Raw genomic sequence first — 14,126 nt, forward strand, 5'->3', positions numbered from 1 at the left:
CCGCGACTGACGCCGGCTCCCCGTAGGAGCGGTCAGTGGCCGCGAAAAGTACGACACGGTCTGGCAGGTATACCGCGTCGTCTGTTTCGCGGCCGCTGACCGCTCCTGCGGTGGATTTCGGTGATCCGATCGCGGCGTTCGTCCATTCAATGGCGGCGTCGACGCTACGCCGTACAGTCTTCAAAGGAGTGCTCACATGGCTGTTGGTCTTGGTCCACTGCCCACGCTGCATGCGGTTCCCGGTTTCGAGCTGGGCATCTCCAGCGCCGGCATCAAACGCCCCGGCCGCAAGGACGTGGTGGTCATGCGCTGCGCCGAGGGTTCCAGCGTCGCTGGCGTGTTCACCCTGAATGCGTTCTGTGCGGCACCGGTCATCGTCTCCCGGCAGCGCGTGGGCGGCGCTGTGCGTTACCTGCTGACCAACACCGGCAATGCCAACGCCGGTACCGGTGAGCCCGGCCTGGCTGCCGCCGAGCGCACCACGGCGCGGCTCGCCGAATTGGCCGGGGTGGACGCCAGCGCCGTGCTGCCGTTTTCCACCGGAGTGATCGGCGAGCCTCTGCCCGTGGAGAAGATCGAAGGGGCCCTGCAGGCCGCTCTCGACGACCTGTCGGTGGACAACTGGGCCGCCGCGGCCACTGGCATCATGACCACCGATACCTTGCCCAAAGGCGCCAGCCGCCAGTTCCAGCACGACGGCGTGACCGTCACCGTGACCGGGATCAGCAAGGGTGCGGGCATGATCCGGCCAAACATGGCGACCATGCTTGGCTACATTGCCACCGACGCCAAGGTCGCGCCCCACGTACTGCAGGATCTGCTGCGCGACGGCGCCAACAAGTCGTTCAACCGCATCACCATCGACGGCGACACGTCGACCAACGACTGCTGCATGCTGGTGGCTACCGGGCAGGCAGCATTGCCAGAGATCAGCGAGGCCAGCGGGCCGTTGTTCGCGGCGCTGAAGCAGGCGGTCTTCGAGGTGTGCATGGAAGTGGCCCAGGCCATCGTGCGCGACGGTGAAGGGGCGACCAAGTTCGTCACCGTCCAGGTCAACGGCGGCAGCAACCACCAGGAATGCCTGGATGTGGCCTACACCGTGGCTCACTCGCCGCTGATCAAAACCGCCTTGTTCGCCTCCGATCCGAACTGGGGGCGCATCCTGGCGGCCGTCGGCCGTGCAGGCGTGCCGGAACTGGATGTCAGCAAGATCGATGTGTTCCTGGGCGAGGTGTGCATCGCCAGTCATGGCGCGCGTGCGGCTACCTATACCGAGGAGCAGGGTTCGGCGGTGATGGCGCAGGCAGAAATCGGCATTCGTATCGAGCTGGGCCGCGGCGATTGCAGCGAGACCATCTGGACCACCGACCTGTCCCATGAATATGTGAAGATCAACGCCGAATACCGTACCTGACGGTCAGGCCCGGGTGTGCTCCATGGTGCACCTGGGCGTTGGTAGCTCAGTGCGGCCTGGAGAATGCGTGAAACGAGTGCATGTAGCCGCCGCGGTGATCCGTGGCGCAGATAACCGTATCTTGATTGCCCGCCGTGCCGATGCCCAGCACCAGGGCGGTTTATGGGAGCTTCCCGGCGGCAAGGTCGAGGCCGGCGAGACGGTGCAGACGGCGCTGGCGCGGGAGCTGCGCGAAGAACTGGGGATCGAGGTCGGCCAGGCGCGGCCATTGATCAAGGTGCATCACGACTATGCCGACAAGCAGGTGCTGCTGGATGTCTGGGAAGTGACCGAGTTCACTGGCCAGCCGCATGGCGTCGAAGGTCAGCCCGTGGCCTGGGTCAAGGCACGCGAGCTGCCGGGCTACGAGTTTCCGGCAGCCAATCGTCCCATCGTCGCGGCTGCGAGTCTGCCCGGTGAGTATCTCATCACTCCGGATGGGCTGGATAACCCGACCTTGTTGCGCGGGATGCAGAAGGCGATTGCCGGTGGTATCAAGCTGCTGCAGCTGCGCGCACCCAATGGCTACGATCCGCAGTACCGCGACTTGGCGGTGGACGCAGTGGGGTTGTGCGCCGGCAAGGCCCAGTTGATGCTCAAGGGGCCGTTGGAATGGCTGGGCGATTTCCCTTCGGCCGGGTGGCATCTGACGTCTGCGCAGCTGCGCAAGTACGCCAGCAAGGGCCGGCCGTTTCCGCAAGAACGTTGGCTGGCGGCCTCCTGTCACGACGCCGAGGAGCTGGCGCTGGCGCGGCAGATGGGGGTGGATTTCATCACCCTGTCGCCGGTGCAACCGACCCTCACGCATCCCGATGCCCAGCCGTTGGGATGGGATCAGGCGCATGGTTTGATCGAGGGCTTCAACCAGCCGGTCTATCTACTGGGCGGGATGGGTCCGCAGGATCAGGCGAAGGCTTGGGAGATCGGCGCGCAGGGCGTCGCAGGCATCCGCGCGTTCTGGCCAACCCTGTAGCCGCCCTGGCCCCTGTAGCAGCGGCGCAAGCCGCGTCAGCTGTCCCTCGAGACCCACTGACCTGACGCGGTACTGGCGACCTGCAGCCTGCGCCACTCTCACGGCTTGGCAGACTGCCAAAGAATCTCGGCAATAGCCTGACGTCGAGCGATGATCCGCGCCGCCACGAACAGCAGGTCCGAAAGCCGATTGATGTACGCCAGGCTCACCACCGACAACGGCTCCACGGCATTGAGCTGCTGACAGCGACGTTCGGCACTGCGCGCCAGGCTACGGCACACATGGGCCTGGGCGATCAGCATCGAACCGCCTGGCAGGATGAAATTCTCTAGCGCGCCGACTTCGTCATTCCAGGTATCGATGGCCGTTTCCAGGCGCTCCACTTCGCCAGCATCGAGTGCCTGGTACGCGGGCATGGCCAACTCGCCACCCAGATCGAACAGCCGATGCTGGCAGGGCGCAAGCACCTCGTACACCTCGTTCAGGCGCGGATCTTCCGCCAATCCCGCCAGCAGCACGCCCAACTGGCTGTTCAAGGTGTCCACTTCGCCAATAGCCTCGACTCGCGGATGGTCCTTGGGCACCCGACGTCCATCGCCAAGCCCGGTTTCGCCCTGGTCGCCGGTGCGCGTGTAAATCTTCGTCAGGCGAAAGCCCATGCTCATATCTCCGTGGTGGTGAGGGGCAGCGGATTGCCGGCCAACGGCAGGCGCAGGGTGAAGCAGGTGCCCTGGCCAGGGCTGGATTGCACTTCCATCTGGCCCTTGTGGTTGTTGGTGATGATGAAGTAGGACACCGACAGGCCCAGGCCGGTGCCCTGGCCAATCTCCTTGGTGGTGAAGAAGGGCTCGAACGTACGCTTGCGCACGCTTTCGGGCATGCCCACGCCGTTGTCCTCGACCTGGATTTCCGCCCACGGCGGGCTCAGCCGGGTGCGCAGGATGATGCGACCCGGCTCGTGCTCGTCGTTGCGCTGGTGAATGGCCTGCGCCGCGTTTTTCAGCAGGTTGAGCAGCACTTGCTCCAGCTCGTTGGCAGTGCCCGGTACCGGGCCCAGCGCCGGGTCGAACTGGCGCACGATGTTTTGTCCCTTGAAGTCGAAACCGATCGCCAGGTCGAAGTCGTTGCCGGCGATCTCCACCGCCTGGTCGATCAGGGCGGGCAGGTCGCACGGTGCCATTTCCCGCGTGCTGCGGCGGCTGAAGCTGAGCATGTGGGTGACGATCTTGGCTGCCCGTGCACCGGCCTGCTGAATGCCGTCGAGCAGCTGCGGGATTTCGCGCCCTTGCAGGTAGGCGTTCACTGCTGCCAGATCGACACCGGCATCGCTGGCCTGTTCGAGGTTCTTCGGCAGGTCGGCCGAAAGGCGGCGCCTGACGTTCTGCACGTTGTGCAGGATCGCGCCCAGGGGGTTGTTGATTTCGTGGGCCATGCCGGCGGCCAGCCCCCCCACCGAGAGCATCTTTTCCGACTGCACCATCATCTCTTCCAGGGACAGGCGCTGAGTGATGTCGTCGATGCGAATCACCACGCCGCGGCCGGCACCGCCCATCAGCGGATAGAAGGTCAGCGCGTAATGGTGTGGGGTGTCGTCCTTGACCCAGGTGACCCGCTCGATCTTGGCCACCGTGTGCTGTTCGACCGTGGTCTTGAGCTGCGGCAGGAACGGTTTGAGCGGGGCGAATGCAAGAAAGATCGGTTGATTGAGCGCCTCGTCCAGCGGTGTTCCGGAAAGTGCGCTGGCTTCCTGATTCCATTGGGTGACGTACAGCTGCTCGTCGAGGGCAATGAGTGCCGAAGGCATGGAGTCGATGATGCTGTTGAGGTAGTTCTGAAAGCCGGTGAGTTTCTTCTCGATCTTGCTGCGCACCTGGACTTCGAGTTCGAGCTTGCGGTTGGTGTGGCGAGTTTCTTCGGCCAGCCCCTGGGCCTGGTCGTAGGCGGCCTGGGACTCGTCGCGGGCACGCTTGAGTTGCTGTTCGCGGGCCTCGATGCGTGAAAGCATGGTGTTGAACGCTTCCGCCAGGCTGCCGATCTCGTCGTGGTTGCCGCGGCCGGCGCGCAAGGCGTAGTTTTCTTCGCGGGTGACCTGGCGCGACAGCTCTTCGAGGCGATAGATGGGTTGGGTGATCAAGCGCTTGATCTGCCGGGCGATGATCATCCACAACAGCACGCTGAACACCAGGATGCCCAGGCTGGCAGTCAGCGTGCCGGTGTAGAACGCCACGGGCAGTTCGCTGCTGGCCACCAGCAGCAGATGGCCGGCACTGGGCAGAGGCACCAACTGGGTGCTGCGGAATTCGGTGGAGCGCCAGGCTTCGATGCTGGCGAAGCGGGCCGGCATCTTCAGCCGGTCGCCGTGCTGCAACTGGGCCAGGCGCTCGCCCTGGGCGTCGTAGATGGCGGCGGCGCGCAACGGGGAATAGCTGTTGAGCTCTTCGAGCAGCGCTTCGGCGTCCTGCGGCGAGCGTACCGCCCGCTGCGCAAGGCCAGGGTTGGCCAGCAGTCGGCCGATGGTCTGCAAGGCCTGGGGCGCCATGCTTTCCTGGGAAATCCAGTAGGCGGCACTGATGAACGTCAGGTTGGCGACCAGCAGGACCGTGGTCAACAGCACCAGCAGGGCCGCCAGCAGTTTCTGGCCAACCGGCAGGTTTTCGAGTCTCTGGCGCAAGGGCATTGGCGGGTCGCTTCCACGGCAGGGCAGAGCGCCAGTGTAGCAAACCTGTTTTGCAAATCCCGCGGTTCGCCTGATACACCGCGGCGCCTGTTTCGCGGCCGATGACCGCTCCTACGCAGATCGTGCGTCCCTCCGTAGGAGCGGCCAGTGGCCGCGAAGAGCGCGCTGCGGTATGCCTGATTCACCGCGCGGCTGTTTCGCGGCCACGGACCGCTCCTACGGAGATCGTGCGTCCCGCCGTAGGAGCGGTCGGTGGCCGCGAAGGGCGCGGTCTCAGGTCTTGTTCAAGGCCCGCACCAGCCGCGCCTGCAGTGCTTGCAGATGTGGCACCTCGCAGTGCCGCTCCAGCGCGGCTTTGCAGGCGTAGCCCAGCAGATAGTCGATTTCGGTGCGCCGACCCTGGTCGACGTCCTGGTACATCGAAGAGTAATTGGCAGCGGTCGCCTGGATAACCCGTCGTACTTCCTCGTGCAGCCCCTGGGCCGCGTCCACCTGCCCGCCCGCGTCCAGCAGCTGTGCCAGCTCGGCGCAAAGGATGGCCACTTCGTCGTGATGGTCCGCCAACGCGCCATTGCGACAGCCGTACAGCACGGTCAGCGGGTTGATCGCGCAGTTGAGCGCCAGCTTGCGCCACAGGCGCGAATGGATACTGGGTGTCCACTGATGAGCGATGCCGGAACGCTTTAGGTCGGCCAGCAAGGCTGCAGGGTGGGTGGGGCAGGCCGGGTCGGCATCGCCCAGCCAGGTAAAGCCCTGCCCGGCGAAAACCGCCTCGAAATCGGCGGCACGGTAGGCGCCTTCGGTGGTCGAGGCATAGATACAGCGCGCCTGCGGCAGCATTTCGGCCACCGCCTGCTGACTGCCCATGCCGTTCTGCAGAAGGATCACTTCGGCGCCGGGTGCCAGCCGCGCGGCGACACTGGCAATGGCCGCTTGCGCATCGTAGGCCTTGCAGGTCAGCAACAGGCGGGTGATCGCGCCCTCGGCGGCCACGTCGGTGGCCGGCAGGCAGTGAACGCTGGCCTCGCCGCTTTCGATCAAGCGCAAGCCACCGGCTGCGCGGTAGGCCTGCAGGCGCGCGGCATTGCGCAATAACAGTTGCACCTGCAAGCCCGCGCGGGCCAGGCGGCACGCCCACAACGTACCTAGGCTGCCTGCGCCCAACACATGCCAGGATCGGGCTGCCGGCGGTTCTGCGACGACCAGCGCTGGTTCGTCGGCGGCCGCATTGCTTGGGGGGAGGTTGCGCATATCAGGCTCGTGTGGAAAGTGATGACCCATGCCTGAATTCAAGCGGTGGGGTGGCATTTCACGATGCCGGCTCCCTTATAATGAGCGGGCATTTCAATCGTCAAGCCAGGCGTGCTCCTTCTTTCAACGAGCCGCCGATCAATTCTGGAGGAAACACATGCCCTCGTTCGACGTAGTGTCCGAGTTGGACAAGCACGAAGTCACCAACGCGGTCGACAACGCCATCAAGGAGCTGGATCGCCGTTACGATCTCAAGGGAAAAGGCAGTTTCGCATTCAAGGAGCTGACGGTCACCCTGACCGCCGAAGCCGAGTACCAGCTGGAAGCCATGATCGAGATTCTCAAGCTGGCACTGGTCAAGCGCAAGATCGACGTGCAATGCCTCGAGGTCAAGGAAGCCTACGCCTCGGGTAAGGAAATGAAGCAGGAAGCGATCCTGCGCGAAGGTATCGAGAAGGAACTGGCGAAGAAGATCGTCGCTCACGTCAAGGACGCCAAGCTCAAGGTGCAGGCTGCCATCCAGGGTGAGCAGGTGCGCATCACCGGCAAGAAACGCGATGACTTGCAGGAGGCAATCGCTGCCCTGCGCGCGAAGGAATTCGGCATGCCGCTGCAGTTCAACAACTTTCGCGATTGATGAAGAACGGCGGGCCGGGCTGAACCTTGCCAGGCGACCGGCGTCGGAGCATCAGTGCGGCCGGAGCCTCTGGCGCCGGGCTTGCCGTGGCCTTTCAGATCGTGGCGCCGGTACGCCCGAGCCGGTCTTTGCCGGTTATCGCACGCTTTTCTTGAACGAAGCTTGAACGAAGGCGGTAGGAGAACCCCATGGATTTGAACGCGGAAGTCAATCATCTGGTCCAGGCCTCGCAGGCCTGGATTCCGATGGTCATGCAGTACGGCAGCAAGGTGATCCTCGCCTTGGTGGTGCTGTGCGTGGGTTGGTGGTTGATCAACCGAGTCACCGCCAACCTGCAGAAACTGCTGGCCCTGCGTCACATCGATCTGGCGCTGCAGAACTTCATCGGCACGATCGCCAATATCATCCTGAAGATCCTCTTGATGGTCAGCGTGGCCTCGATGATCGGTATCGAGACGACCTCGTTCGTTGCCGCCATCGGTGGTGCGACCCTGGCCATCGGCCTGGCCCTGCAAGGCAGCCTGGCGAACTTCGCCGGCGGCGTGCTGATCCTGCTGTTCCGTCCCTTTCGCATCGGCGACTGGATCGAAGCACAGGGTGTGAGCGGCACGGTCGACTCCATCCAGATCTTCCATACCGTGTTGCGCACCGGCGACAACCGCACGGTGATCCTGCCCAACGGCAACCTGTCCAACGGCATCATCACCAACACCAACCGTCAGCCCACGCGCAAGATCACCTTCGACATCGGTGTGGACTACGATGCCGACCTGCAGAAAGCTCGCGAGATCCTGCTGGACCTGGCCAAGGACCCACGCGTGTTGCAGACCCCGGCACCCGAGGCCGTCGTGGCGGCCCTGGGCGACAGCTCGATCACCGTGTCCCTGCGGATCTGGGTGAACACTGGCGACTTCGGCGGCGTGACCAATATGCTCAACGGCGAGATTCGCGATCGCCTGCGTGCCGAAGGCATCGACATTCCGTTTCCGCAGCGTGTGATTCGGGTGATGCAGGAAGGAGAAGCCAAGTAGGTTCGCAACGCTTCACGAAAAAGCCCCGGTCATCATGGCCGGGGCTTTTTTTTGTCAGGAGGGTTCTTCGTCAGGCCCGTCGCGCGCGATGCGGGCATTCTCCTGCTTCCAGTGCAGGGCGATCAGCAGCAGGGTCGGCACACCGAGCAGGGCGGTGATGAGGAAGAAATTGTGGTAGCCGAACTTCTCGACCATGACCCCTGAGTAGCCCCCGATCAGGCGCGGCAGGAGGAGCATGATCGAGCTCAGCAGGGCGTATTGGGTCGCCGAGAACTTGAGGTTGGTCAGGCTCGACAGGTAGGCGACGAAGGCCGAAGTGGCGAGCCCGGAGCTGAAGTTGTCCAGCGAGATGGTCAGCACCAGCATCTGCAGATTCGGCCCCATGTCGGCCAGCATCAGGAACAGCAGGTTGGTCCCCGCCGAAGTGATGCCACCGATGAACAGAATGGGCAGGATGCCGAAGCGCACGATCAGCAGGCCGCCGAAGCCGGCGCCGAGCAGGGTCATGATCAGGCCGAAGATCTTGCTGACGCTGGCGATCTGGTCCTTGGTGAAGCCTTGGTCGATGTAGAAGACGTTGGCCATGACACCCATCACCGTATCGGACATCCGGTAGGTCGCGATCAGGCCCAGCAGCAGCAATGCCTGCCAGCGGTAGCGCAGGATGAAATCGTTGATCGGTGTGAGCACGGGAGCCAACCCGCGGCGACCGACCGAAGACAGGCACACCGCAGTCAGGATTATGTAGAGCAGCGCACGCAGGAATGCCCGGTCCTCGAGCAGCAGGTCGATCAGGCTCTGGCTGCCGAACAGCACGCTGGCAAAATCGGTGTTGTACAACTGGGTGAACATCGCCGGCACCGACACCAGCAACACGATCAGCACGAACACCGACATCAGTTGGTGGCTGAAGCCGTAGCGCGCTGCGGACAATTGCGTGCGCAGGGCTACCGGGGGTTCGCGCATGATCAGGGTAGTGATCAGTGCCGGTACCATCAGCACACCGAACAGCAGGTACGTGTTGGCCCAGGCCTGGTGCAGATAGGCGAAGCCGGTGGAACCGAAGCCTTCGGCGAAGTACAGCGCGCCGGCGGTGGCCAGCAGCGCGGCCACGCGGTAGCCGGCCATGTAGCTGGCGGCGAGGGCGGCCTGGCGCTGGTCTTCGGCGATTTCCAGGCGGTAGGCGTCTACCGCGATGTCCTGAGTGGCCGAGGCGAACGCGACCACCACGGCAATCGCGATCAACCACGACAGATGCTTCTGCGGGTCGCAGAAACTCATGCCCACCAGGCCGAGGATCACCAGAGCCTGGGCCAGCACCAGCCAGGAGCGACGCCGACCCAGCTTGCCGAGCAGCGGCAGCCGCCACTGGTCGAGCAGCGGCGACCATACCCATTTGAAGGCATAGGCCAGGCCAATGAGGCTGGCATAACCGATGGTTTCACGGGCGACGCCCGCTTCACGCAACCACACCGACAGGGTTGAAAACACCAGCATGTACGGCAGGCCGGCAGCGAAACCGAGCAGCAGAAGCACAACGGTGGAAGGGCTGGCATAAGCGGCGAGCGCGGCGCGCCAGGTTTTACGGGGCATGGGCTGGAATCTGCCTCAGTTTGCGAAACAAAGCGCGCACTCTAACCGCATGCCTGCTCCGGACGCCAGCCATGGCGTGCCATATCCACGCGATTCTTCATGATCAGCACGCCTTCGCTACGCAGGCGTGCGCGTTGTTCGGCCCCGCTGCACGTGCCTGCCGCCAGGCTCAGCCGCCCGCCGGCGGCAACCACACGGTGCCAGGGCAGGCGGGTACCGTCCGGCAGTTGACTCAGGGTACGTCCGACCCAGCGGGCCGCCCGCCCGAGCATGGCCAGTTCGGCCAACTGTCCATAGGTCACCACTTTGCCCTCCGGTACCTGAGCCAGCACGGTGTACAGCGCAGTGCGGCGAACGGCCGCAGCCTGATCCGGAGTATTTTGCAGTTGAGAATTGAACTCGTCTGTCATCTCGGGGTCTGTCCTTGCTCGGATCTTGTCCTACCGAATAATGCCGCATTTCCTACACTTCAGAGCACCCAGAATCCGCCTATGTTGCCTAGAACCCTGCTGTGCCTTGCCCTGGCTTCCACCTCTTCCGTGACGTTTGCCGATACAGTCTGGTTGAAGAACGGCGACCGTATCTCCGGGAAGATTACCGTGTTCGACGGTGGCAAGCTGATGGTGAAGACTGAATACGGTGGTTCGATTCCTCTGGACTGGAAACAGATCAAGACTATGGAAAGCGACCAGGAACTGCTGGTCAAGCAGGATGACTACATCGGCGAGAAAACCAAGTCGTTCAAGGCCGCCGAAGACGGCAAGGTCATCCTGCAGAACGGTGATGCACCGAAGACCGTCGAGTTGGCCAGCATCCAGCAGATCATCAAACCCAAGCCGGTGGTCACCGATCTGCAGATCAAGGGCAACGTCGATTTGGGCCTGGACTACAAGCGCGCCGAAACCGATACCGACGACTACAACGTCGCCTTCAAGACCACCGCCAGGCACGGCAAGTGGCGTCATATCGGCTCTGGCGAGTACAACCGCGAGTCCCAGGACAGCATCGTCACGACCGACAATTTCGATCTCGAATACTCCCTTGACCGCTTCCTCACCGATCAGTGGTTCTGGCAGGGCCGGGTTGATTACAAGCGTGACAAGATCGAGGACCTGGAGCGTCAGCGCACCGTGGGTACCGGCCCGGGCTACCAGTTCTGGGACGACGAACTGGGTGCGTTCTCCCTCGGTGGCTTGATCAACCGCACCGACTACCAGTATGCCGACGGCGACAAGGACAACTTCTATTCGCTGGCCATGAAGTGGGACTACAACCGCTACCTGATCGGCAAGACGGTCGAGTTCTTCACCCGCGGCGAACTCGGCAAGCCGATCGGCAACGTCGCCGACTACAGCCTGGATGCCGAAATGGGCCTGCGCTACAAGGTCACCGAATGGGCGTCGTTGAACCTCAAGGCCGAGAAGGACCTGGTCAGCGGCACCAGCGGTGCGGACCTCGACACCACCCGCTACACCGCCGGTTTCGGTGTCGCCTGGTAACATTGCAATACGCCGACACAAGTCTGCGAGGCCCGGCTGGCGCGGGTTTCGCGGGACTGGCCTAAGCGACTGATGGGTCGCTACCTTGAATTAACGATTTATTGACGTCATCTAGGGTCTACTGGAAGGCATTCTTCCGTAGAGGAAACCATTTGATGCGCGCTTTTCTATTGCTGTTCCTGTTGTTCCCCGTGCTGGAACTGTACGTCTTCTTCAAGGTGAGCACGGCGATCGGGTTCTTTCCCGCGCTGCTGCTCATCATCGCCGGTTCGGCATTGGGTGTGCTGGTCATGCGCGTCGCCGGGCTGGCCACCGTCCTGCGTACCCGAGCCAGCCTGCAGCGCGGCGAGCTGCCTGCCGAGCAGATGTTCAATGGTCTGGTCACCGCCGTCGGCGGCGTACTGCTGATCGTGCCCGGCTTCATCAGCGATCTGCTGGCCGTGCTGTGCCTGCTGCCATTCACCCGACACTTCCTGATCCGCAAGGTACGCGAGCGTGCCCAGGCGCAAGCCATGCGCCAGCGCGCGTTCGCCGACGACATGCCGCCACCGGGTGGCCCGGCCCAGGCCTACCGGGCCCACGTCATCGAAGGCGAGGTGATCGAAGGCGAAGTGGTCGGTCGCGACACGTCGCGTCCGGACCGCTGAACACCTGCTGCAACCTGTCAACGGCGCCCTCGGGCGCCGTTTCTTTTGCAGCTTCGCCTGCAAATCTTTTCAGCCCGGCCCTTGTAATCGCTCGCGCCGACCTCATGTATGGGTCACCGCAAGGTTTGTGGCGATTGCGCCACACATGTTCCCGCGTCTTGCGCCGCAAGACGCGACCGGTTACGCCGGAAGATCCACACCGCCGGTACACACCGGCCGATGAAAACCATAATTAGGAGAGATCGACAATGAAGCTTCGTCCTCTGCATGACCGCGTCGTTATCCGTCGCAGCGAAGAAGAGTCCAAAACCGCTGGCGGTATCGTTCTGCCAGGTTCGGCCGCTGAAAAACCCAACCGTGGCGAAATCGTCGCAGTGGGCACCGGCAAGATCCTGGAGAGCGGCGAAGTTCGTGCGCTGGCCGTCAAAGTGGGTGACAAGGTGGTATTCGGCCCTTACTCGGGCAGCAACACCGTCAAGGTCGACGGTGAAGACCTGCTGGTGATGAGCGAGAGCGAGATCCTCGCCGTCGTCGAAGTCTGAAACCACTGAACTCCCGTTACTACCCAGTATTCAAGGAAATCGATCATGGCTGCTAAAGAAGTTAAATTCGGCGACTCCGCCCGCAAGAAAATGCTGACTGGTGTCAACGTCCTGGCTGACGCGGTAAAAGCGACCCTGGGCCCGAAAGGCCGTAACGTGATCATCGAGAAGAGCTTCGGCGCTCCGACCATCACCAAGGACGGCGTTTCCGTTGCCAAGGAAATCGAGCTCGAAGACCGTTTCGAAAACATGGGCGCGCAGCTGGTCAAAGACGTTGCCTCCCGTGCCAACGATGACGCAGGCGACGGCACCACGACCGCTACCGTTCTGGCTCAGGCCATCGTCAACGAAGGCTACAAGGCCGTCGCTGCCGGCATGAACCCGATGGACCTCAAGCGCGGCATCGACAAGGCGACCATCGCCGTTGTTGCCGAGCTGAAAAACCTGTCCAAGCCATGCGCCGATACCAAGGCCATCGCTCAGGTCGGCACCATCTCCGCCAACTCCGACAGCTCCATCGGCGACATCATTGCCGAAGCCATGGAAAAGGTCGGTAAAGAAGGCGTGATCACCGTTGAAGAAGGCAGTGGCCTGGAAAACGAGCTGTCGGTTGTAGAAGGCATGCAGTTCGACCGTGGCTACCTGTCCCCGTACTTCGTCAACAAGCCTGAGACCATGGTCGCCGAGCTGGACAGCCCGCTGATCCTGCTGGTCGACAAGAAAATCTCCAACATCCGTGAAATGCTGCCGGTGCTGGAAGCTGTTGCCAAGGCCGGCCGCCCACTGCTGATCGTTTCCGAAGACGTCGAAGGCGAAGCCCTGGCGACTCTGGTCGTGAACAACATGCGCGGTATCGTCAAAGTCGCTGCCGTCAAGGCGCCGGGCTTCGGCGATCGTCGCAAGTCCATGCTGCAGGACATCGCCGTACTGACCGGCGGTACCGTTATCTCCGAAGAGATCGGCCTGAGCCTGGAAAGTGCCACGCTGGAAAACCTGGGCAGCGCCAAGCGCGTGACCATTTCCAAGGAAAACACCATCATCGTCGACGGTGCTGGCGTTGAGGGCGACATCCAGTCCCGTATCAACCAGATCCGTGCCCAGGTTGCCGAAACTTCCTCGGACTACGACCGTGAAAAACTGCAGGAACGCCTGGCCAAGCTGTCTGGCGGCGTTGCAGTGATCAAGGTTGGCGCTGGCTCCGAAGTTGAAATGAAAGAGAAGAAAGCCCGCGTTGAAGACGCCCTGCACGCAACCCGCGCAGCCGTCGAAGAAGGCGTGGTACCTGGCGGTGGCGTTGCACTGATCCGTGCTCTGGAAGCGCTGACCAACCTGACCGGCGACAACGCTGATCAGAACGTAGGTATAGCTGTACTGCGTCGCGCAGTCGAAGCACCGCTGCGCCAGATCGCTGCCAACTCCGGCGACGAGCCAAGCGTTGTCGTCAACGAAGTCAAGAACGGCAATGGTAACTACGGTTACAACGCTGCAACTGGCGTCTACGGCGACATGATCGAAATGGGCATTCTGGATCCTACCAAGGTGACCCGTTCGGCCTTGCAGGCTGCAGCTTCCATCGGTGGTCTGATCCTGACGACCGAAGCGGCCATTGCCGACAAGCCGAAAGCCGAAGGCTCGGCTGGCGGCGGCATGCCAGACATGGGCGGCATGGGTGGCATGGGCGGCATGATGTAAGCGAGCCCCGCGCTCTACCTGTCCTCAGGTAAGAAAAACCCCGGCCAGCGATGGCCGGGGTTTTTTTATGCCTGCCCAGCCTATAAGCTGCGCGAGCCCCGCCGGGGCGACAGCAGCACTCGGAGACCTGC

The 14,126-nt window shown here is 62.8% G+C and carries 13 protein-coding genes; 8 read left to right on the forward strand and 5 right to left on the reverse strand.

Annotated features, from left to right (window positions below):
- The first annotated feature begins 196 nt into the window (after nucleotides 1-196).
- Entirely contained in the window at nucleotides 197-1,414 is a 1,218-nt protein-coding gene (gene argJ / locus ONG87_RS04540) for a bifunctional glutamate N-acetyltransferase/amino-acid acetyltransferase ArgJ (protein WP_264382284.1), read from the forward strand.
- 67 nt (nucleotides 1,415-1,481) lie between these two features.
- Nucleotides 1,482-2,426 (forward strand): Nudix family hydrolase, encoded by a 945-nt coding sequence (locus ONG87_RS04545; RefSeq protein ID WP_264382285.1) that lies wholly within the window; start codon nucleotides 1,482-1,484, stop codon nucleotides 2,424-2,426.
- 98 nt (nucleotides 2,427-2,524) lie between these two features.
- On the opposite strand, the gene ONG87_RS04550 is transcribed toward ONG87_RS04545, so the two are convergent.
- From ONG87_RS04550 to ONG87_RS04560, 3 genes are all read right to left on the reverse strand, one after another.
- On the reverse strand, nucleotides 2,525-3,085 hold the full coding sequence (locus ONG87_RS04550) for a cob(I)yrinic acid a,c-diamide adenosyltransferase (RefSeq protein WP_264382286.1): 561 nt from the start codon (nucleotides 3,083-3,085) through the stop codon (nucleotides 2,525-2,527).
- A 2-nt stretch (nucleotides 3,086-3,087) separates the two neighbouring features.
- A complete protein-coding gene (locus tag ONG87_RS04555; RefSeq protein WP_185794025.1) occupies nucleotides 3,088-5,103 on the reverse strand; it encodes an ATP-binding protein in 2,016 nt (671 codons plus the stop codon).
- Between the two features lie 273 nt (nucleotides 5,104-5,376).
- Nucleotides 5,377-6,354, reverse strand: a complete 978-nt coding sequence (locus ONG87_RS04560; protein WP_264382287.1) for a putative 2-dehydropantoate 2-reductase — start codon at nucleotides 6,352-6,354, stop codon at nucleotides 5,377-5,379.
- 157 nt (nucleotides 6,355-6,511) lie between these two features.
- Between ONG87_RS04560 and ONG87_RS04565 the strand changes: the two genes are divergently transcribed.
- Together ONG87_RS04565 and ONG87_RS04570 are read left to right on the forward strand one after the other, a co-directional pair.
- Entirely contained in the window at nucleotides 6,512-6,991 is a 480-nt protein-coding gene (locus tag ONG87_RS04565; RefSeq protein WP_192057661.1) for a YajQ family cyclic di-GMP-binding protein, read from the forward strand.
- Between the two features lie 188 nt (nucleotides 6,992-7,179).
- Complete coding sequence (locus ONG87_RS04570; RefSeq protein WP_122479452.1) at nucleotides 7,180-8,022, forward strand: mechanosensitive ion channel family protein; 843 nt, start codon at nucleotides 7,180-7,182, stop codon at nucleotides 8,020-8,022.
- Between the two features lie 54 nt (nucleotides 8,023-8,076).
- On the opposite strand, the gene ONG87_RS04575 is transcribed toward ONG87_RS04570, so the two are convergent.
- On the reverse strand, nucleotides 8,077-9,615 hold the full coding sequence (locus tag ONG87_RS04575; RefSeq protein WP_122479451.1) for an AmpG family muropeptide MFS transporter: 1,539 nt from the start codon (nucleotides 9,613-9,615) through the stop codon (nucleotides 8,077-8,079).
- 41 nt (nucleotides 9,616-9,656) lie between these two features.
- Nucleotides 9,657-10,025: an MGMT family protein gene (locus ONG87_RS04580; RefSeq protein ID WP_264382288.1), complete on the reverse strand. Its 369-nt coding sequence runs from the start codon at nucleotides 10,023-10,025 to the stop codon at nucleotides 9,657-9,659.
- Between the two features lie 81 nt (nucleotides 10,026-10,106).
- Here ONG87_RS04580 and ONG87_RS04585 point away from each other — a divergent pair, with 81 nt between their 5' ends.
- The 4 genes from ONG87_RS04585 to groL all read left to right on the forward strand — a co-directional run bounded on the left by ONG87_RS04585 (nucleotide 10,107) and on the right by groL (nucleotide 13,995).
- On the forward strand, nucleotides 10,107-11,114 hold the full coding sequence (locus tag ONG87_RS04585; protein WP_264382289.1) for a DUF481 domain-containing protein: 1,008 nt from the start codon (nucleotides 10,107-10,109) through the stop codon (nucleotides 11,112-11,114).
- Between the two features lie 155 nt (nucleotides 11,115-11,269).
- Nucleotides 11,270-11,761 (forward strand): FxsA family protein, encoded by a 492-nt coding sequence (locus ONG87_RS04590; RefSeq protein ID WP_122479448.1) that lies wholly within the window; start codon nucleotides 11,270-11,272, stop codon nucleotides 11,759-11,761.
- Between the two features lie 248 nt (nucleotides 11,762-12,009).
- Nucleotides 12,010-12,303, forward strand: a complete 294-nt coding sequence (locus ONG87_RS04595) for a co-chaperone GroES (protein ID WP_192057660.1) — start codon at nucleotides 12,010-12,012, stop codon at nucleotides 12,301-12,303.
- Nucleotides 12,304-12,348: 45 nt separating this feature from the next.
- Nucleotides 12,349-13,995: a chaperonin GroEL gene (groL, locus tag ONG87_RS04600; protein ID WP_122479446.1), complete on the forward strand. Its 1,647-nt coding sequence runs from the start codon at nucleotides 12,349-12,351 to the stop codon at nucleotides 13,993-13,995.
- Nucleotides 13,996-14,126: the final 131 nt, after the last annotated feature.

Source organism: Pseudomonas sp. MM227, from assembly GCF_947090715.1.
Classification (GTDB): Bacteria; Pseudomonadota; Gammaproteobacteria; order Pseudomonadales; family Pseudomonadaceae; genus Aquipseudomonas; species Aquipseudomonas baltica.